Genomic DNA, 19974 nt, shown 5'->3' on the forward strand with positions numbered 1-19974 from the left:
TCTTTTAAATTTCTATTTAAAGTAATTTTAAAAATGCTTGTATCATAAGATTTTATTATGTAAAGGAGTGAGCCAATTGATAAAATTAGTATCTATAATATTTGCAATACTAGCGGGAGGATCCACAGCTCTGGAAGCTTTTATAAATGGAGAGTTAGGGAAAAGTACATCAGCAGTTACAGCAACTTTTGTAAGTTTAGTAGTAGGTTCAGTATTTTTTTTAATAAACATGATTTTAACTGGGGAAATTAAAACCTTTTTAGCAACAGAGTCTATAAGTCCTAAATTACTACTTGGGGGTATATTTGGGGGTTGTATAATTTATTTTACAGTTAAGGCAATGGATGGAATAGGGCTTTCAAGTACATTAACTATAATAGTAGTTTCACAAATTCTGATAGGATTTTTTATAGATGTGGTTGTTCTTAAAGAGCAAACTATGTATTTATATAAATATGTAGGTGCAATTTTACTATTTATAGGAACATTTTTCATAGTAAGTTAAATCTATTTAATTATTATACATATTTGGTAAATTAAATTTATGTGATAAAATTAATGTAAATAAAATACATTAGGAGAGATATAATAATGAAAAATAAATTTGTTATGTCATTTAGCGGGGGAAAAGATAGCACACTGGCATTATATCGCATGATAAAAAAAGGTTATGAGCCAGTAGCTCTTTTGACAACTGTAAAAAAAGATGCTGATAAATCATGGACACATGGGATAAATAGAAGGTTATTAAAACAAGTAAGTGAAAGCTTAGACATTCCATTATTAGAAGTTGAATGCGATGTTTGTGAGTATGAAAAAGAGTTTGAAAATAGCTTAATAAAAGCAAAGGAACTTGGCGCAAGTATTTGTGTATTTGGAGATATAGATATCGAAGAACACAAAAATTGGGATGTTGAAAGATGTAAAAATGCAGGAATCGAAGCTAGTTTCCCACTATGGCAAGAAGATAGAGAATCATTAGTTTATGAATTTATAGAAAGTGGATTTACAACTATAATAAAAACTGTAAATTTAGACTATTTAAATGAAAGTTTGCTAGGGAAAAAACTTACAAAAGATGTTGTTCTTGAGATTAAAAATGCAGGGGCAGATGCTTGTGGTGAAAATGGAGAATATCATACGTTTGTAATAGATGGACCATTATTTAAAGAAAAAGTATCTTTTGAAAATAAAGGTATTGTAATTGAAAGAAATTATGGACATTTAAATATTGTATAGAAAAAGCTATCTTAAAAAAGATGGCTTTTTTGCGCTACAAATCAAAAAATACACATATTAATGTGGATAAATTAAAAATTGAAGAGGTAAATATAGATATGGGAATTATGTAAAATAGTAACCATTATATTAACTTAAATTAAAGCAAATAATAATAAAAATAAATACTAAACTAATTTAAGAAGGTGACACTAAATGCAATCATCTAAAGGAATTAAGTTTTTTATTTTTTTAATAATAAATATGCTAATAGTATTATTGCCAAATGATGTTTATTCAATGCAAAAAAATCAAAAAATACCGCAAGAAGTTATAATAGGGGGAGAATTATTGCATATGGAATTAAATACTGAAAAAGTAATGATATTTGGAATAGAAAAAAATTCCTTTATTAAAAATTGTGATTTAATAGACTGTATAAGTGGAGATTCAGTAAAAAGAATATTTAATCAAAATGAAAAATATATATTATCTAAACAAGATATAATAACTACTCTTATCTCTATGAAAGAAGATGAAAAAATAAACTTAAGTTTAATAAGAAATAATAAAAAAATAAAGGTAAGTATTGATAAAAAACAACTTAAACCAGAATATTTAGTAGATAAAATTCCATATACAGCAACTTTAACTTATATAAATCCAAAAAATTTAAATTTTGGAGCAGTAGGTCATGATATTGAATTTAAAGGAAATGAAAAATTAATTACAAATAAAGGTGAAATATATAAATCAAATTTATCGCGTATAAAAAAATCATCTAAAAAGTATGTAGGAAATATAAGTGGGGATAAAAGTGAAAATTTATTAGGAACAATTTCAAATATGGGAAGCTATAGTGTTAAAGGTAATGTAAATTCTCTACAAAATAACAAGGAGAACAAAATATGCAAAATTGCAAATGAAAATGAAATTAAATTAGGTCAAGCTTTTGTAGTTATGAAACATAATGAAAATGAATCTAAGTATTATAAAATAAACGTTACAAAAATTAATAAAATAGATAAAGAAATAGAAAGTTTTGATTTTAAAGTAGAAGATGAAGAGTTAATAAAAAAATATGGAGGAATAACACAAGGAATGAGTGGATCTCCAATTATTCAAAATGATAAGTTAATAGGATCATTGTCATATGTAATGACTAAGGATACCTTAAATGGAAATGGAGTTTATATAAAAACAATGATGAAAGAATAATCTTTCATCATTGTTCTTTTTTAAATTCAATCCAAATAGGTGCTGTAACTGATATTTTATTATTATTTTGATATACTTTTACATAATAATAAGAATCTTTTAACGTATAAAGTTTCAATTCAAGTTTAGCTAAGTTAGAACTGAAATTTTTATATGCAACTATTTTTCCATTGTTAGAAATTACTTCGATTCTTTTAATTTTGTCCTTAAGATCATTATCGATTACGCTTATATTAAAATATAAATTGGATGTATTTTTTATAGTAGAACCCATTACTTGATCATTTATACTATAATCTATTTTTATATTTTTGTCTTGAGTAGCATATACTCTCATGTTTCTTAAAGAATCATAAAATGAATTTTCGTTTAAACCTGTACATAAAACAACTGTTCTGAATTCATTTGCAACTCCCCAATCAGTTCGATGATTATCTTGGTTAGATGTAGGAGCTAGATGCCAACCTAAATCCAAAGCTTTTTGATATTCGTCAAAAGCTATTTTGTTTTTAGTTATATCACTTTTATATCCATTACAAACTTCAATTAAAGAAATTACGCTATCTGCATCTTTATTGTATTTTAAATTATTAAATCTTCCAAATGTATCGCATGGATGATTAAACTGAGCAATTAAATCATCATGTTTTGAAATTTCCTTGTAAAAGCTTTCTAAATTAGAGTAAAGAGAATCACTTGTAGATATAAAGCCATTAGTATTAAACACATTTATGTGGCCTATAGGGTCTTTTTTATTTTTAAAAGGATAAGTCATTTCAAAACCTTTAAGAGCTAAAAATTTATCATTAGAAGTATAATCATTTGATACATTAATTAAACTTGTCCATTTAGAGCTTAAACTTCCATCATCTAAAGTAACTTCTGTATCTTTATCTAACATATTTGAATGATCTGTTATTGCAAAAAAATCTAGTTTAGCTTTGAATTTAGAGGTATAGTAAGCATCTTCAAAACTACCATGGCCATCACTATTTGATGTATGAGCATGGATTAAACCATAATAATGGTTATAATTTGGAGATCCTACATTAAAATACCATTCAGCTTTAGACTTATTTTTATTTACATCACTAACATGAACTTCTATTATTTGAGTTCCTCTTTTAAATTTATTTTTAGGTTTATAAGAAATTGAATTATTTTCGATTTTGCAATCCTTAGTAACATCTTTATAATTAACCAAAAACTTAATACTTTTTAAATCTATATTATTTTCATCTTGGAAAGTAGCTCTTATAGTAGGTTTAGAAATAATGTATTGCTGTGCATTAACAGGAGAAACAATATCTATTTTAGGAGCTGTAGTATCTTTTAGATTTAAAGAATGTACATTTGAAGTTGAAAAAATAAATATAAAAAATAATATGAATATATATTTAAATTGTGTCATAATAATCAGTCCTTTAAATGTTATTTTAATTATATATTTATCAAATTCTATTTTTCAATTCATGTAAAATAATGCAAAAAATATATAATTTATAAATTGTTAAAGTATATAAAATATAAAAAATTAACACAATAATAATTAGTCGCTTTATTTATATCAATTTAATTACAAAGGAGGTTTTAAATTGGATATAGCTATAAATTTAATTGGCGGATTAGGGCTATTTTTATATGGGATGAATTTAATGGGTAATGGTCTACAAAAGTCAGCCGGTGAGAAGTTAAAGCAAATTATAGGATTACTCACAAGTAATATATTTATGGGGGTTTTGGTTGGTACAGTTGTAACTGGAATTATACAAAGTAGTAGTGCAACTACGGTTATGGTAGTTGGATTTGTAAATGCAGGTATAATGAGTTTGACACAAGCAATAGGAGTAATAATGGGAGCTAATATAGGAACTACTATAACAGCTCAATTAGTATCATTTAACCTAGAAGGTTTAGCTCCAATAGCTTTAGGGATTGGTATTGTTTTATTTCTATTTACTAAAAAAGCAAAGATAAAAAATATTGCAGAAATATTAATTGGATTTGGGATATTGTTTACAGGTATGGAGTTTATGAAAGATGCAGTAGGACCTTTAGCTGAGTATCAAGGATTTAGAGATGCGCTTGTATACTTTGGACAGCACCAGTTTTTAGGTATTTTAGCTGGATTTGCTATTACTGGAATAGTTCAAAGTTCAAGTGCTTCTATGGGGATGTTAATAGCACTAGCTACTCAAGGTTTAATACCTATAACATCTGCACTTCCAATATTATATGGAGATAACATTGGGACTTGTGTGACATCTTTATTATCTAGTATAGGAGCTAATACAAATGCAAAAAGAGCAGCTGTAATGCATTTAACATTTAATATTATAGGAACATTATTATTTGTGTTAATTTTAAATAAGCCTATAGTTGCATTAGTAACGAGTATAAATCCTGGGGATGCAGCAAGACAAATAGCAAATGCACATACTTTATTTAATTTAATAAATGTTATAATTTTAATTCCTTTTGCTAAATTTATAGTAAATATAGCAATTAAATTAGTGCCAGATAAAGATGAAAAAGAAAGCAAAGAAACAAAATACTTAGATGAAAGAATGTTAGAAACACCATCTATTGCACTTGGAAATGTTGTAAAAGAAATTGTAAGTATGGGAAATCAGGCGAAAGAAAGCTTACAAAACGCAATAAATTCATTTTTAGATCAAGATAATGAAAAAGCTCTTAAGTGTTTAGAGCAAGAAAAAAATATAAATAAATTGCAAAAGCACATTTTAAACTATTTACTAAAATTATCCAAATGTCCACTGGATGATAACGAAAGAGAATTAGTTGATCTAATGTTTAACACTGTAAATGATATAGAAAGAATTGGAGATCATGCTGAAAATATTGCTGAATTAGCTCAATCATCTATGGATTCTAGTATAAATTTATCTAGCCAAAGTCAAACTGAAACTAAAGAGGTATACGATAAAGTTTTACTTAGCATAGAGTATGCTATTAAAGCATTACAGGAAAATGATCAAGTTTTAGCTCAAAAAGTTTTGGAAATAGAAAATGAAGTAGATGCTATGGATAAAGCATTTAGATCAAATCATATGTTAAGATTAAATCAAAGCAAATGCAGTGTTGATTCTGGTGTTTTATATTTAGATTTGCTTAGCAACTTAGAAAGAATTGCAGACCATTCTTTAAATATTGCACAAAGAGTAATGTAAAAACAAGTAAGCTTAAATGCTTACTTGTTTTTTATTTTAAGGATATTATATTAAGTAAATTTTTTACGCTTAAGAAAATTATACTTAACAAATATTTGTGGATAAATTATACAACGTAGTTATACAAATGTTTTGGCAAAAGTAAAAAATTACATTTTGAGCAACGGACAGAGTCGTTGGCGACATGAGCGAAGCGAATTTTTTATATTTTAAATTGTACAGACATTAAACCTAAGATATGTTTAATATAATTTATAAAAGACTAATTATATCTTAGGAGGAATAGGCATGATAATAGATGCAATAGAAGTAAAAGTGAAGAAAAATGATGTGAAAAAATTTGAGAGAGATAATATACCATTAATGAGTAAAGTGGTCCAATTAAACCCTAGGATAAAAAATACAACTCTTAAGTACATAGAGCATAAAGTTATAACTTATGATATAGTTATTAAAATAAAAGGTAAGAATATATTTAAACAAGATATAAATAGGAGCAAAATTACAATGTTAGTAAATACTCATACTGGGTTTTCAAAATCTATAACTAAAGCTCCAGATACATACAAAGTAAATATATCTAAAAATAATATAAAAAAATCTGAAATGGATGAAATTCATATGCTAGAAAATATAAAAAATGAAATGATTAAAGTAATAAAAAATAATGTTATAAATAGTAAGTGTCATATACATGATATAAAAGTTTTAGACATTAAAAGTATATATAAGCCTTATTGGGTAGGCATATATAATGGTAAATCAGTATTACTAGAAGCATAAAAAAGAAAGCAGATATTAAAATATCTGCTTTTATTTATTTTCTAAAATTTTTAAATCAGTATTATTAGATGATTTTTTATTTGTAAGATGGTCTAAGCTTTTTATTGTATAACCTTCTTGTTCCCAATGAGTTAAAACATCATCTAATATATCTGCATTTGTTTTAGAATTAGGATGAAGAAGTAGTACTGCTCCAGGATGAGTTCTAGAGAATATTTTTTCTTTAGCTTCTTCGTGACTAGGTTGTTTATCTTCATACCAGTCTACATAAGCAAAACTCCAAAATATAGTGTCATAACCTAATTGCTGAGTATATTCAAGTGATTTTTCACTGAATTTACCCATAGGAGGTCTAAAATATTTAGGCATTTCTTTTCCTGTGATTTCTTTATATCTATTTTCTACAGTTACAATTTCTTCTTTGAACTTATTAAAATCAGTTATACTAGCCATAGAAGGATGAGACTTTGAATGATTACAAACTAAATGGCCTTCTTCAGTCATTCTTTTTACCATTTCAGGATTTGATTTTAGGTAATGGTCTACTACGAAAAAAGCAGCAGGAGCATTATGTTTTTTTAAAGTATTTAGTATTTTTTCTGTATTTCCACTTTCATACCCTGCATCAAAACTCAAATATAATACTTTTTCATTTGGATCTCCTACATAGTAAGCATTATACTTTTTGAAAAATGAAGCTTCTTTAATAGGTGTAGGCTGTTTTCCGTCATTTCTTGGATTAAAGTACCAACTATATTCTCTAGTTGTTGGATCTGTATTTAGTATTTGAGTTTTAATTTTATCAAATAAATCAAGTTTACCACTAATTAAAAATCCTGAAATTATAAAAAATACAATTATAAAAAAGGAGTTTCTTTTTTTGGATTTTTTCATTTTATCACCTCTATAATTTAAACGTTAATTATATTTTTTACACATTATCCAAATATAAACTATGAAAAAATAGGATAAATAAATAAAAAATTAGGAAATAATATATTAAGATATGGAATTCAAAGGAGATAAATATGAAAAAGATAATAATAATATTTACTTTAATTGTAATTTTTATAAATATAAATATTAATGTGTTTTGTAATGATAGCTATATAAATAATAAGTTAAATAAATTTATTGAAAATGATATAGAATCAAAGTATATAATAGCTTATATAGATCATAATCTTGTCAATATAGATGATATAAATATAAAGGAAAGTATTATAGAAAGAATCGTTAATTACAATGAAGTTAAATTAAATTTCTATCAATTAGAATTTGATAAAATGTATAAAAAAAACGTTAGAAATATGCAAACAAAACAAAATTTAAAATCAGAAATTAACATATTAAATGATGTTAATACTTATAATAATATATGCATGCACAGATTTAACTTTATAGACAATAAGCCAGATATAGTTAAAAGTTTAAAAGATATATACTTAAGTGGATATAAAATTGTATTAAAGGACAATAAATTTAAATTAAAAGTAAATCAAGAGATTTTAGAGTTAAAATATAAAAAATAGAAATTAAACCTAAACACTTAGATTAAGTGTTTAGGTTTAATTTGTAAGCTCATTTAAAAACATTTCAAACATAACTCCGTCATTTCTGTCTGTATCGAATTTAGATGTATATGAAATTACATTACTTATGAAGTTGTTAGCTTTTATAACGCTATTTTTTAATGAATGTCCATTTAATATCATACCGGCAAGAATAGACGTGAAGATATCTCCAGTACCACTATACGAAATATTATTAAATGGTGAAGATGTAAAATAAGCTTCATCTAAATTTTTATCAAATGATAAATTATAAATATAATCTTTAATTTTTATACCTGTAATAACAACTTTACTAGGACCTAAATTAGAAACTTGCTTTGCAATACGAACTAGATTGGATTTGTCTAAGTTGGTATTATTTAAATTTTCTCCAATTAGAATAAGCGCTTCTGTTAAGTTAGGTGTAACTATATCCGATTTTTGTACTAGGCTTTTTATTTTACTACACATTTCATCATCAAATATAGGGTATAAATCTCCGTCATCGCCCATTACAGGATCTACGATTACTAATGAGTCTTTATTATTATCATCTATAAATTTAGAGACTATATTAACTTGGTCCTTAGATCCTAAAAAACCACTATATATACAGTCAAAATGTATATTAAGGTTATTCCAAACGTTTTTATATTTATTCATCTCGTTTGTCAAATCCAAAAATGAATACTCTGGAAATCCTGTTTGACTTGACAATATGGCTGTTGGAAATGGGCAACATTGAACTTTTAAAGCTGAAAGTATTGGAATAGCTACAGTTAAAGAACATCTTCCTATACCAGATAAATCATGAATAGCGGCCACTTTTTTTAACATAAAACAAACTCCTTTAAATAAAAATATAACTATATATTACTATTAATATTAATTAATTTATATAGGTATATAAAATTAATCAATTGTATTAATACAATTAATTATCTACTAATTACTACATGTAATAAATATTAGTAGATATGGTTAATATAAATCTAAAAGAAAAAAGGAGTACAATTTTATGAAGTATGTGATACTTTTGATTGGATTTATATTACTTATAAAGTCTGCCGATTACTTTGTTGTTGGAGCATCCTCAATTGCAAAGGCATTAAATATACCCACTATAATAATAGGTCTAACCATAGTAGCCTTTGGGACAAGTGCTCCAGAAGCAGCAGTAAGTATTTCTGCAGCTATGAAAGGACAAAATGATATAGCTATAGCAAACGTAGTAGGATCCAATATATTTAATATACTATGTGTTTTAGGTATATCAGCAATTATAGCTCCTGTAAAGGTTCAAAAGACGACTATAATAAAAGAGTTTCCATTTGCATTGTTAGCGTCATTGGTTTTACTTATATTGTCTCACGATATAAAATTTCAAGGATACAATGAGAATGCACTTACAAGATCTGATGGTCTTATGTTGTTTGCATTGTTTTCTATATTTATGTATTATTTATTGGAAATGGCATTATCTTCAAAGGAAGAAATGGATGTTGAACAAGGAAATTCTAGAGATCCTATAACAAAAAGTATACTGTTAAGCATAGGTGGTATTATAGGAATTATAATAGGTGGGAATTTAGTTGTAGATAGTGCCACAAATATAGCTATAGATTTAGGAATGAGTGAAAACTTAGTTGGACTTACTATAGTTTCTATAGGAACATCATTACCTGAACTTGTAACTAGTGTTGTAGCTGCAAGAAAAGGTGAGAGCGATATTGCCATGGGGAATATAATAGGGTCAAATATATTTAACATATTGTTTGTCTTAGGATCATCATCAATAATACATACCATACATGTACAACCTATCGTATTTGTAGATATGATTATTATGTTAATTGTTACCGCGATTACTTATGTATTTGCAATAAGTAAAAAACAAGTTAATAGATTTGAGGGTATAATTTTAACGGCAACATATATAGCATATATGATATTTATAATTATAAGACAATAGTAGTTATAGTTAAAAACTATATTTCGTATAAGAAGTATAGTTTTTAACTATTTTACATAAAAATACCAAATATGATAAAATTTGATATAAATCATTAAAATTGTTGGGGGAGAAATGATATGATATCGTTACCAGAAAAATTTGAAGAGTTTAGCGAAGCTAGAAGAAATGGATTTATAAAAGCTAAAGAATTAAAAGAGAGCGGGAAAAAATTAGTTGGAGTATTTTGTGCATTTACTCCAGTTGAGATACCAATGGCTGCAAAAGCTGTAACAGTTGGAGTTTGCGGGGTAAGTGAAGAACCAATAGCAGAAGCTGAAAAAATATTACCAAGAAATCTTTGTCCACTTATAAAATCAAGTTTTGGACATGCAATAACAGATACTTGTCCATATTTTTATTTTTCAGATTTATTAATAGCAGAAACTACATGTGATGGTAAAAAGAAAATGTATGAAGAATTAGCAAAAATTAAAGATTTACATTTAATGCAATTACCAAATAGTAAGGTTGGAAAACATTCATTTGACCTTTGGAAAAATGAAATAGTGGTTTTAAAGGAAGAAATAGAAAATAAGTTTGAAGTAAAAATAACTGATGATGATATAAGAGATGCTATAAAAGATAAAAATGAAGAGAGAAGATTATTAAAAGAGTTTTATGAACTAGGTAAATTAGTGCCACCACCAATGAATGGATTTGATATGCACCAAGTTTTATATAACTCAGGATTTAAATTTGATAGAGATGAATTAAAACAAAGTATAAGGGATTTAACTGCATCTATAAAAGAAAAATATGAAAAAGGTGAAATACCTGTAAGTGAAGATAAACCAAGAATACTTATAACAGGATGTCCAATAGGTGGAGTTAGTGAAAAAATAGTTAAAACTATAGAAGAAAGTGGTGCTGTAGTTGTTGCATATGAACTTTGTGGAGGAATTAGATCTAATGATGAGTTAGTTGATGAAAGTAATCCAGATCCAATAGATGCAATTGCTAAAAAATATATAAACATAGCTTGTTCATGCATGGTAAATAATGATGCAAGAATAGAGTTAATAGATAGACTTATGGATGAATACAAGATAGATGGAGTTATAGATGTTGTTCTTCAGGCTTGTCATACATTCAATGTAGAAAGTTATAGAATTAAACAATTTGTAAATAACGTTAAAAATAAACCGTATATGGCTATAGAAACAGATTATTCTAAATCTGATACAGAACAATTAAGAACTAGATTTGAAGCTTTTATAGAAATGATAGACTAAGTAGGTGGATTTTATGTACAGTATAGGTATAGACTCTGGATCTGTAGCAACAAAAGGTGTATTATTTGATGGAGAAAAAATAGTAAACAAAATTGTTATACCAACAGGGTGGAGTCCTAAGAATGCATCATTAGAAGTTTATGAAAAACTTGCTAATGATATAGATAAAGATAAAATAAAGAAAGTTGTAGGAACAGGATACGGAAGAGTGAGCATGGACTTTGTAGACAAAAAAGTTACGGAGATAACATGCCATGCAAAAGGAATACATTTTTTAAATAACAATATAAGGACTATATTAGATATTGGTGGACAAGATAGTAAAGTTATAAACTTAGATAATGATGGAAATGTATCTAATTTTATAATGAATGATAAATGTGCAGCAGGGACAGGTCGTTTTTTACAAGTCACATCTAATTTACTGGGAAGTGATGTAGAAAGCATTGATAACTTAGCTAAAGATGCAATTCCACAAGATATATCAAGTATGTGTACTGTTTTTGCTGAATCAGAAATTATTAGTTTATTAGCAAAAAACATATCTAAAGAATCAATAGCATCAGGAATATTACAATCTATAGCAAATAGATCTAAGTCTATGTTATCTAGAATTGATATATTAGATGATATTGCATTTACTGGAGGGGTTGCTAAAAGTAACGTTTTAGTAAATATGATAGAAAATAATTTGGGAAAGAAAATTTTTATAGCTGATGATACTCAAATAATAGGGGCACTAGGGGCTGCGATTATTGGATATAAAAAATAAAAAAGGATGGCGATAGCCATCCTTTTATTATGCTATAGAACTTTCAAGTTTTTCTGAGTTTTCATCTGATAATTTTGTAATTCCAAATCCTGTAGCAGCTAATGTCAAGGACATTAAAGGACATAGAAGATTAAAAAATGCAAATGGTAAAAATACAAATGATCCAACTCCAAGTGTAGCACTCATATATGCTCCACATGTATTCCAAGGAATAAGAGGAGATGTTATAGTTGCACTGTCTTCTAGCGAACGAGAAAGATTTTCTGGACAAAGACCTTGCTTTTTAAATGCTTCTCTGTACATACTTCCAGGCATTACTATTGCTAAATATTGATCAGCAACTGCTAAATTAGTTCCTATACATGTAAAGATAGTTGCGGCTACTAAACCAAAAGTTCCTTTTGCAAATTTTAATATAGCAGAAGCTAAAGCTTCTAGCATTCCAGTTTTTTCAAGTATTCCGCCTGTAGTTAAAGCACATAACATAAGAGATACTGTACCTAACATACTATTAAGTCCACCGCGAGTTAATAGTTCATCCACAAAGGCCATTCCACTATTTGAGGTATATCCAACTTGAGCAACTTCTAAAACATCCTTAATTGAAGCGCCTTGGAAAACTATAGCTACAAAACCTCCAAGTAATGTACCTATAACAAGACCTGGAATAGCAGGAACTTTAAATATAACCATTACTATAACCATTACAGGTATTAATAGTAATAACGGAGATAATGTATTATAGTTTGAAGCTAAAGCTTGTTGTATTTGTAAAATTTGGCTATTGTCTATAACTTGTCCTGCATATTTTAATCCAATTACAGCATATAGTATAAGCGCAATAACATATGCCGGAATAGTTGAATAAAGCATGTGCTTTATATGCGTAAATAAATTAGTACCAGCCATAGCCGGAGCTAAGTTTGTTGTATCTGAAAGTGGAGACATTTTATCACCAAAGTATGCACCTGAGATAATAGCACCAGCTATTATTTCCTTAGGAATACCTAAAGCACTTCCTATACCTAAAAGGGCTATACCTATAGTACCGGCTGTAGTCCAAGAAGAACCTGTAGATATAGAAACTATAGAACATATAATAGTTGTGGCAACTAAGAATATTCCTGGAGAAAGTATGTTCAATCCCCAATATATCATACTTGGAACAACCCCTGAAATTATCCATGTACCAATTAACATACCAACAATTAATAAAATTATAATAGCTTGCATAGTAGAATTTATAGTTGATAATATACCTTCTTCAAGCTCTTTCCATGTAAATCCTAATTTAAATATTGCAACAAATCCACAGAAAACGCCACCTAAAACTAGTGGAATATGAGCTGAAAGTCCTAGTTTAGTTAAAGATATTGATAGTGTAAAAATTAAAAATCCTAAACATAGAAGTGAATCACCAAGCGATGCCTGCCTTTTTTCTCTTTTTAACATAATGTAACCTCCAAATGGTGTATTGAGAATATAACGAGAATGGAGAATGATAATAAAAAAGGTCTAAGAATATTAAGAGATATTCCTAGACCTGAAATTATAATTTGAAAATATAATAACTTTAATCTAAAGATAGCCCTCCACATAAAGTGACAGTGTTATATATCTTATACATAACCCCAATATATAAGTTTTAAGCTTAACTTATATATTTCGGCATCATTACCTTTCCTATTAAATCTTAGGTGCTTTCCCTCAATAATAGTACTATTTAATAATGCAACCTCTACCATTAGTTATATTCTGTTTAAATTTATGTATCTAATTATAACATATTAAATTAAATTGTAAATATAAATTTAAATTTTATGAAAATAAAAAACAGTCTATCTTATTAAGATAGACTGTTTTTTAAACTAAAAAGCTAGAACCATACGTTTCTTCTATTTCACGTCTTAATTCACTAGGATTATTAATTCCATCACTCATTGCTTTAGCGAGTATATTTGCTTTATCATAAGGTGCCATCCAAGAGAAAATACCTCCAAGACAATTATCTATTACATATTGAGTTTTTATATAAATAGATAGCATATCATCATAAGACATAGCAAATTCATTATCTTTTACTAAATATGAAGCTTGAGCCTCTTTATCAAATTTAAATGTATATCCATTTTTATTTATAAAGTCTTTTCTAAGCTGATCAAAAGATTTAGTTGTAGTAGCTCCTAGTCTGCCGTAGAAAGGAACTCCAAGTAATATTTTTTCTGATGGCATTCCAGCTTCAATTAAATTATTAACCATAATATCTACACTATATCCTGGTAAAGAAAGTTCTGATTCATATAAATTTGCTTGATGCTTTTGCCCTTTTTCACCTGTTTCACCAGCAGTGAAATCGTAGCTCATTAAGTTGAAATAGTTAATTAAAGGAGCTATTTTATTTATTTCTGCACTTTTATTTATATATTCTCTTGTTCCAGTACCTGCAACACTTAACCATTTATCAGTTCCAATTACATCTCTAAGAGCTGTTAATAAAAGTGTAAAGTTTTCCTTATCTTCAGGTCTAGATTTAATACCTGCACCACTAGTTCCAGGATATTCCCAATCTATATCTATACCATCTAAGTCATATTGCTTTATAAGTGAGTTTACTTGGCGAGCAAAATTATATCTAGAAGCTGGAGTAGATGCAGCATCAGAAAATCCGTCTTGCCCCCATCCACCAATAGCTGCAATTACCTGAAGGTCTGGATTGTCTTTTCTAAGTGAAATTAATTGACGTAAGTAACGAGGTGTTGGAACAAATAAAGTACCATCAGGTTTAATCTCAACAAATGCATATATTACAAAATCAAGCAAAAACGCATCGACACTTGTAGGATCTCCCAAAACGTATGTCCCTACTAATCTACTTAAATCAGGGCAGTTAGGGTTAACTGGGATATTATTTTCTGGGGAATCTATTTGAGGTCGACCTTTAACATTAATTTTATAATCTAATTTTTTGTTATTAGAAGTTTTATCATCTATAAAACATAGATACCAGTCCATGCAGCTTTTATTTTTGTCACAACTTTTAATTCTTTCTTTTAACTCTTTATAAGTTTTAGGAGGTGGTAAAATTACAGGCATTCCAGGAAGCCAGTCAGCAGGTGTTAAAACATTATGTTCATCTGAAGTTTGAAGGGCATCTATTATTCTAACTATTTCAGGAATGTTTCTTCCTGTAGTCAAAGGATAATATAATATTGTTCTTAAAATTTGATTTGGATCAATTATAAAAACAGATCTTACGGTAGATGTATCACTCATTTGTTCTGAAATCATTCCATATAATCTAGAAATTTCCATTTTTCTATCATCTATTACAGGAAATGGAATTTCAATACCTGTATGCAAAAATATATTGTATAGCCAAGCTAAATGAGAGCTGTTGCTATCAACGCTAAGACCTATAAGTTCAGTATTTCTTTTTTTAAAATTAGAATAATATTTTGCAAAACATAAAAATTCTGTTGTACACACTGGTGTAAAATCACCAGGATGAGAAAATAATACAACCCATTTACCTTTGTAATCAGAAAGCTTGATAGGTCCTTGAGTTGTATTTGCGCTGAAATTAGGTGCTTTAGTACCTAAGTTAGGAAGACATGGCAAATAAATCACTCCTTTGTAAAGTTATTCTTAATATTTAATTTATTAATTATAACTGGTTAATGTTACTAATAAGAATTGCTATTTTAATACAAATTTGTTATATTTATTATATTAGAACTATGTATTATTTGTTGTAATTAGGGGGCATAAACATGAAAAGTAGCCGAAAAAATAAAAAAGTGGCAAGAATTACTAGAACATTTTCAGACATTTCGAGAATTTTTGTATTATCATCTGTAATATCTGTAAGCATTATTAGTGTTTTAATTTTGGTAAATGCTTTTAATGGGATATTCATAGGATTTAGATATTATATTATGTTAACTATGGCTATGGTTTTAACACTAACACCATGCTGGGTTTTATGTGATAGCAAGAGAATATTTGGTGCTAGAACTCAAAGACGAAAGCAAGTTGTTAAACCAGCTAAAAGATCTACTAGAAGTAGAGAGTCAATTAGAAAAAGAAAAATATCTTAAAAAGTACAGGGTACACTGTACTTTTTTTTATGTTCACTAATATAATAAATAATAAGTTAAGGGGGGGTTGGATGAAATACGATATATTTTCAAGCAGTACGATTGGATACAAAAACAAGCTTAAAAATAAAGGGTCACAGGATTACTTAATCCATAAAAAATTGGAAAATGGAGTGATTTGTGCAATAGGTGATGGACATGGAATAAGAAGATGTAAATATAGTTATAAAGGTTCAGAATTTGCATGTAATGCATGTATTGATATATTAACGGATTTATACAATAATACAAAGAATTTAGATGAAGATACTTTAGAAACAGTTATTAAAGAATTAAAAGAAAATAAAAGTATAGAAAAAAGTATTCAAAAAAAATGGAGAGAATATGTTATAGATCACTTTAAAACTAAAATTCCAAATGTTTATGATATAGATTATGTACTTTACGGAACTACCCTTATAGGTGTTTTAATAACAAACAACATTAAACTATACTTGCAAATAGGAGATGGAGATATAGTTGAATATGGCAATGAGTTTAATTTAGTGGAGTATACAAAAGAAAGTAAGGTAAAAGGGGTTTTGAATTCTATGTATTTAGATGATGCTTACAAGTATATAGATTTAAAAATAGAAAAAGTTAATAAATTGGATGTTGATTCTATAGTGTTGTTTTCAGATGGATTTACAAATAGCTTCAGAACTTATAAAGATTTAGATGATAATTTGAAGTATACTATAAACCAGTATAGAAAAAATGTATTCACTAAATATAATTTAAAAAAAACATACAAAAAATATTTAGAAACTTTATCAACTAATAATAGTAAGGATGATATAAGTATAGTTTTTATATTACAAACAACATTGAAATAATATGTTGTTTTTTTGATATAAACTAGAAAATATAGTTAATACTAGATATATATGGTATAATTAATAGTAAAACATTTATATTGCTGTTAAAGGAAGGTAAGAGATTGATTATGAAAGGTTTTTTTGAAAAAATAGTAGAATTTATAGATAGAAACAATAAAATAATAATAAAATCTGCATTGACTGTTTTAGGCATAATTTTGATAGGAATATTTATAATGTTTACTGCTGATAATTTTAGCGTAGGTAGTGAAAGTAATAAACTTGTAGGGTACATAGAAAAAAGAAACTACTCAGAGGCAATATCGTACTATGATAAAATTAAAGAAGAGTTTTCTGACACTAAAATGAATAGACTTAGTAAAAGCTTATCTAAGAAAGTAAATAAAATACTTGTAACATATGGAGATAAATATATAAAAGGTGAGATAGGTAAGGATTACTTTATTTCGCTAATAAATATAATTAACGAATTAGATACAGTTTACATAGATACCGATAGTATAATTAATCAAGCCAAAAGAGTAAATGATTTATATTTACAAGAAAAAATAAGCTACAATACAGCAATGGGATATATACAAGCAGTATCAACATTAAAGATATCAAAAAATGAAATATATGTATATGCAAAAAAAATAGATGTCATAGAAGATTCAAGGAAGGTTTATAACGAAGGTGTAGAAAATCAAAACAAAAAAATGTACAAAGAGGCTATTGAAGATTTTGATAAAGTTATAACTGATGATAAAAGATACTATGAATTGGCTCAGGATAAAAAAGAAGAATGTATAAAAGAAATGTACGATTACTATGTAGAGATGGCAAAAACAGAAAATAAAAATGGAAACTATCAAAAAGCTTTAGAATACATAGATTATCTGAAGCAATATTACTTAGATGATGACGAGTTAGACGCATTGTCTTCAGAGTTTGAGAAGAACTTAGAGATGTATAATATGACTAATGAAGAGGTAATACAGTTAATATCTAAAAAAAGTGGAATAGACGTAGCAGATTTAAAAGCTAATATATTCCAACAAATGTTGAATGGTAGTAAATACTATTATGCTGAAACGTTTGTTGGTAAAGATAAAATAGATGAATTTTTAATTGACCCTAGAAATAAAAAGGTATACTCATATCTAGATGAACAAAAATCGTATAACAATAGATATGGAGATGGACACTGGAGAGCATCATCAAATGGAACTGTAGAGTTTACTATAAGTAAAAGCACAGCTCAAAGTATCTTAGAAAAGAAATTAAGTGAAAAAAATGAAAAGTTTAAATATGTAACTATTGAAGATAAAGAAAAATCATTAAAATATGTAGATAAACCAGAAGTTGTTAATAAATTTATTGGAAAGAAAAATGATATATATTATTATGCTGTAGTAAATAGAGGATTCTTTAAATCTAAAGAAGTTTATCTAATAAATCCATACTCAAAAGAAATTTATAAAGTGGATGAAAATAGTGTAAACAAAGTTTAATAAAAGCGTGAATTCACGCTTTTATTTTTTGTATTTGGGTTTTGTAAAAAAATGTATACTTTTGACTAATTTGATTTAATATGGTATTTTAATAGTATGATATTTTTGAGAGAGGGTGATTATTATTTTAAGGTTAAATATAGAAAACGATATAAAAAATCTACATAAAAAAATAATTGATATATCGTTAATAAGTGAAGATAGCAATGATACTACTTTTTTTAACATAGATGATGAAGAAATACATGAAACTTTAAAAACGCTTAAAAAAACGTATGTAACAAGTAATAGTAAAGATGAAACTATACTAAACTTAAAACATAAAACTAAAAAACAAAAAAAAGATACTAGAGAATTAAAATTAGAATCGTATAAGAAGTATAATGAAGCATTAAATATGATTCAAAGAAAATTTATGACTAGTGCGATTGATATAATAGAAGAAGCATTAGAATTAAATCCTAAAGATGTAGATATATTAAATTTAAAAGGACTATTAAAGCTTTTAAAATGTAATTTTGACGAAGCGTTTGAAAGTTTTTACAAAAGTTCGTGCTATGATAATAATGAATTAGCTAAGAAGTATGTAAACATATTAAGCTCAGAAGAATTTAATATATTTTTAAGTAGATATAATCATGCGGTAAGGTTTGTAAATAATGAATTGTACCAAGAGAGTATACAAATACTTGAAAATATAAGAACAGAAGAGCCGGAACTTATAGAGCCTTATTTACTTTTACACTTAATATATGAAAAATTAGGTGATAATGTAAAAGCTAATGAGTATATGGATAAGTTAAGAGAAGTTGATAAAGATAACTTATTATTTGAAAAAGAGATTGTAAAAACTCCGAAAAAAGAAGAAGAAAAGAAAGAAGCTTCAAAAAAACAGAAAAGTCATATGCCATTATATACATTAATAGCTGTATTAGTATTAGCTATTGGGGCCTTATACTTAAACAATAAGAAAAAGATGAATCATCTTAATGATCAAGTAGCTGCAAAAGAAGAAAAGTTAACAGAAACAAGTGAAAAGCTAGATAAAACAAAAGATGAATTAAAAGAAGTTAAAACGGAAACTGATAAGACAAAAGAAGAAGAAGCTAAATCTGAAGTTATAGTTGGAGATGAAGAAGAGCTTTTTAATCAAGCTATGGACCTTAAAAAAGAAGGAAAAAATGAAGAGGCTATAAAATATTTAGAATTAGTAGTTAAAAATGGTAAAACAAAGAAATATATATCAGAAGCTATATACCAATTAGCTCAATTAAATGAAAAAACTAAACATAATGAAGAAGCTATAAAATATTATAAAAAATATGTAAATACGTATAAGCCATCAGATAATTATTATGATGACAGTTATTACAATATGGGGATGCTTTATTATAAGCAAGGAGATTTAGAAAAGGCTCAACAAACATTCTATAGTTTAAGAGCTGAAGACCCAGATAGTATGTATAATAACTCACAAGTAGAATCAATATTAAAAGAAAGATAAGAGTGCTATGCACTCTTTTTT

The 19974-nt window shown here is 27.0% G+C and carries 18 protein-coding genes and 1 riboswitch; of the genes, 13 read left to right on the top strand and 5 right to left on the bottom strand.

Annotation, left to right across the window (positions count from 1 at the left end):
• The first annotated feature begins 67 nt into the window (after positions 1–67).
• The 3 genes from ACN6I1_RS05130 to ACN6I1_RS05140 all read left to right on the top strand — a co-directional run bounded on the left by ACN6I1_RS05130 (position 68) and on the right by ACN6I1_RS05140 (position 2436).
• A complete protein-coding gene (locus ACN6I1_RS05130) occupies positions 68–505 on the top strand; it encodes a DMT family transporter (protein WP_419742976.1) in 438 nt (145 codons plus the stop codon).
• Positions 506–591: 86 nt separating this feature from the next.
• On the top strand, positions 592–1239 hold the full coding sequence (locus tag ACN6I1_RS05135) for a diphthine--ammonia ligase (RefSeq protein ID WP_419742977.1): 648 nt from the start codon (positions 592–594) through the stop codon (positions 1237–1239).
• A 195-nt stretch (positions 1240–1434) separates the two neighbouring features.
• Entirely contained in the window at positions 1435–2436 is a 1002-nt protein-coding gene (locus ACN6I1_RS05140) for a SpoIVB peptidase S55 domain-containing protein (protein WP_419742978.1), read from the top strand.
• A gap of 7 nt (positions 2437–2443) precedes the next feature.
• Here ACN6I1_RS05140 and ACN6I1_RS05145 read toward each other — a convergent pair whose 3' ends face one another.
• Complete coding sequence (locus ACN6I1_RS05145) at positions 2444–3847, bottom strand: CehA/McbA family metallohydrolase (protein WP_419742979.1); 1404 nt, start codon at positions 3845–3847, stop codon at positions 2444–2446.
• 184 nt (positions 3848–4031) lie between these two features.
• Here ACN6I1_RS05145 and ACN6I1_RS05150 point away from each other — a divergent pair, with 184 nt between their 5' ends.
• Positions 4032–5627, top strand: coding sequence for a Na/Pi cotransporter family protein (locus tag ACN6I1_RS05150; protein ID WP_419742980.1), 1596 nt, complete (start codon positions 4032–4034; stop codon positions 5625–5627).
• A gap of 288 nt (positions 5628–5915) precedes the next feature.
• Entirely contained in the window at positions 5916–6410 is a 495-nt protein-coding gene (locus ACN6I1_RS05155; protein WP_021428911.1) for a hypothetical protein, read from the top strand.
• A 30-nt stretch (positions 6411–6440) separates the two neighbouring features.
• On the opposite strand, the gene pdaA is transcribed toward ACN6I1_RS05155, so the two are convergent.
• Entirely contained in the window at positions 6441–7304 is an 864-nt protein-coding gene (gene pdaA, locus ACN6I1_RS05160; RefSeq protein ID WP_081949288.1) for a delta-lactam-biosynthetic de-N-acetylase, read from the bottom strand.
• 134 nt (positions 7305–7438) lie between these two features.
• Between pdaA and ACN6I1_RS05165 the strand changes: the two genes are divergently transcribed.
• Positions 7439–7942, top strand: coding sequence for a hypothetical protein (locus tag ACN6I1_RS05165; RefSeq protein WP_419742981.1), 504 nt, complete (start codon positions 7439–7441; stop codon positions 7940–7942).
• Positions 7943–7978: 36 nt separating this feature from the next.
• On the opposite strand, the gene ACN6I1_RS05170 is transcribed toward ACN6I1_RS05165, so the two are convergent.
• Complete coding sequence (locus tag ACN6I1_RS05170; RefSeq protein WP_419742982.1) at positions 7979–8800, bottom strand: pyridoxamine kinase; 822 nt, start codon at positions 8798–8800, stop codon at positions 7979–7981.
• A gap of 181 nt (positions 8801–8981) precedes the next feature.
• Between ACN6I1_RS05170 and ACN6I1_RS05175 the strand changes: the two genes are divergently transcribed.
• The 3 genes from ACN6I1_RS05175 (at position 8982) to ACN6I1_RS05185 (ending at position 11981) form a co-directional block, all read left to right on the top strand.
• On the top strand, positions 8982–9935 hold the full coding sequence (locus ACN6I1_RS05175; RefSeq protein ID WP_419742983.1) for a calcium/sodium antiporter: 954 nt from the start codon (positions 8982–8984) through the stop codon (positions 9933–9935).
• A 119-nt stretch (positions 9936–10054) separates the two neighbouring features.
• Complete coding sequence (locus ACN6I1_RS05180; RefSeq protein WP_419742984.1) at positions 10055–11209, top strand: double-cubane-cluster-containing anaerobic reductase; 1155 nt, start codon at positions 10055–10057, stop codon at positions 11207–11209.
• A 13-nt stretch (positions 11210–11222) separates the two neighbouring features.
• Positions 11223–11981 carry an acyl-CoA dehydratase activase gene (locus tag ACN6I1_RS05185; RefSeq protein WP_419742985.1) on the top strand — a complete coding sequence of 253 codons (759 nt, stop codon included), beginning with the start codon at positions 11223–11225 and terminating at the stop codon, positions 11979–11981.
• Between the two features lie 27 nt (positions 11982–12008).
• On the opposite strand, the gene nhaC is transcribed toward ACN6I1_RS05185, so the two are convergent.
• Positions 12009–13433, bottom strand: coding sequence for a Na+/H+ antiporter NhaC (nhaC, locus tag ACN6I1_RS05190; protein WP_419742986.1), 1425 nt, complete (start codon positions 13431–13433; stop codon positions 12009–12011).
• Between the two features lie 125 nt (positions 13434–13558).
• Positions 13559–13730, bottom strand: a riboswitch (Lysine riboswitch).
• Positions 13731–13844: 114 nt separating this feature from the next.
• Positions 13845–15608, bottom strand: coding sequence for a peroxiredoxin (locus ACN6I1_RS05195; protein ID WP_419742987.1), 1764 nt, complete (start codon positions 15606–15608; stop codon positions 13845–13847).
• A gap of 143 nt (positions 15609–15751) precedes the next feature.
• Between ACN6I1_RS05195 and ACN6I1_RS05200 the strand changes: the two genes are divergently transcribed.
• From ACN6I1_RS05200 to ACN6I1_RS05215, 4 genes are all read left to right on the top strand, one after another.
• A complete protein-coding gene (locus ACN6I1_RS05200; RefSeq protein ID WP_021432570.1) occupies positions 15752–16078 on the top strand; it encodes a hypothetical protein in 327 nt (108 codons plus the stop codon).
• 71 nt (positions 16079–16149) lie between these two features.
• Entirely contained in the window at positions 16150–16953 is an 804-nt protein-coding gene (locus ACN6I1_RS05205) for a protein phosphatase 2C domain-containing protein (RefSeq protein ID WP_419742988.1), read from the top strand.
• Positions 16954–17063: 110 nt separating this feature from the next.
• Positions 17064–18449 carry a UbiD family decarboxylase gene (locus ACN6I1_RS05210; protein ID WP_419742989.1) on the top strand — a complete coding sequence of 462 codons (1386 nt, stop codon included), beginning with the start codon at positions 17064–17066 and terminating at the stop codon, positions 18447–18449.
• A 115-nt stretch (positions 18450–18564) separates the two neighbouring features.
• Positions 18565–19953 carry a tetratricopeptide repeat protein gene (locus tag ACN6I1_RS05215; RefSeq protein WP_419742990.1) on the top strand — a complete coding sequence of 463 codons (1389 nt, stop codon included), beginning with the start codon at positions 18565–18567 and terminating at the stop codon, positions 19951–19953.
• Positions 19954–19974 lie beyond the last annotated feature (21 nt).

It is taken from the genome of Paraclostridium dentum (genome assembly GCF_048568265.1).
Lineage (GTDB): Bacteria > Bacillota > Clostridia > Peptostreptococcales > Peptostreptococcaceae > Paraclostridium > Paraclostridium dentum.

Coding starts and splice junctions, on each gene's coding strand:
- ACN6I1_RS05135 (WP_419742977.1), top strand. CDS start 592: ATGAAAAATAAATTTGTTATGTCATTTAGCGGGGGAAAAGATAGCACA.
- ACN6I1_RS05140 (WP_419742978.1), top strand. CDS start 1,435: ATGCAATCATCTAAAGGAATTAAGTTTTTTATTTTTTTAATAATAAAT.
- ACN6I1_RS05145 (WP_419742979.1), bottom strand. CDS start 3,847: ATGACACAATTTAAATATATATTCATATTATTTTTTATATTTATTTTT.
- ACN6I1_RS05155 (WP_021428911.1), top strand. CDS start 5,916: ATGATAATAGATGCAATAGAAGTAAAAGTGAAGAAAAATGATGTGAAA.
- pdaA (WP_081949288.1), bottom strand. CDS start 7,304: ATGAAAAAATCCAAAAAAAGAAACTCCTTTTTTATAATTGTATTTTTT.
- ACN6I1_RS05165 (WP_419742981.1), top strand. CDS start 7,439: ATGAAAAAGATAATAATAATATTTACTTTAATTGTAATTTTTATAAAT.
- ACN6I1_RS05170 (WP_419742982.1), bottom strand. CDS start 8,800: ATGTTAAAAAAAGTGGCCGCTATTCATGATTTATCTGGTATAGGAAGA.
- ACN6I1_RS05175 (WP_419742983.1), top strand. CDS start 8,982: ATGAAGTATGTGATACTTTTGATTGGATTTATATTACTTATAAAGTCT.
- ACN6I1_RS05180 (WP_419742984.1), top strand. CDS start 10,055: ATGATATCGTTACCAGAAAAATTTGAAGAGTTTAGCGAAGCTAGAAGA.
- ACN6I1_RS05185 (WP_419742985.1), top strand. CDS start 11,223: ATGTACAGTATAGGTATAGACTCTGGATCTGTAGCAACAAAAGGTGTA.
- nhaC (WP_419742986.1), bottom strand. CDS start 13,433: ATGTTAAAAAGAGAAAAAAGGCAGGCATCGCTTGGTGATTCACTTCTA.
- ACN6I1_RS05200 (WP_021432570.1), top strand. CDS start 15,752: ATGAAAAGTAGCCGAAAAAATAAAAAAGTGGCAAGAATTACTAGAACA.
- ACN6I1_RS05205 (WP_419742988.1), top strand. CDS start 16,150: ATGAAATACGATATATTTTCAAGCAGTACGATTGGATACAAAAACAAG.
- ACN6I1_RS05210 (WP_419742989.1), top strand. CDS start 17,064: ATGAAAGGTTTTTTTGAAAAAATAGTAGAATTTATAGATAGAAACAAT.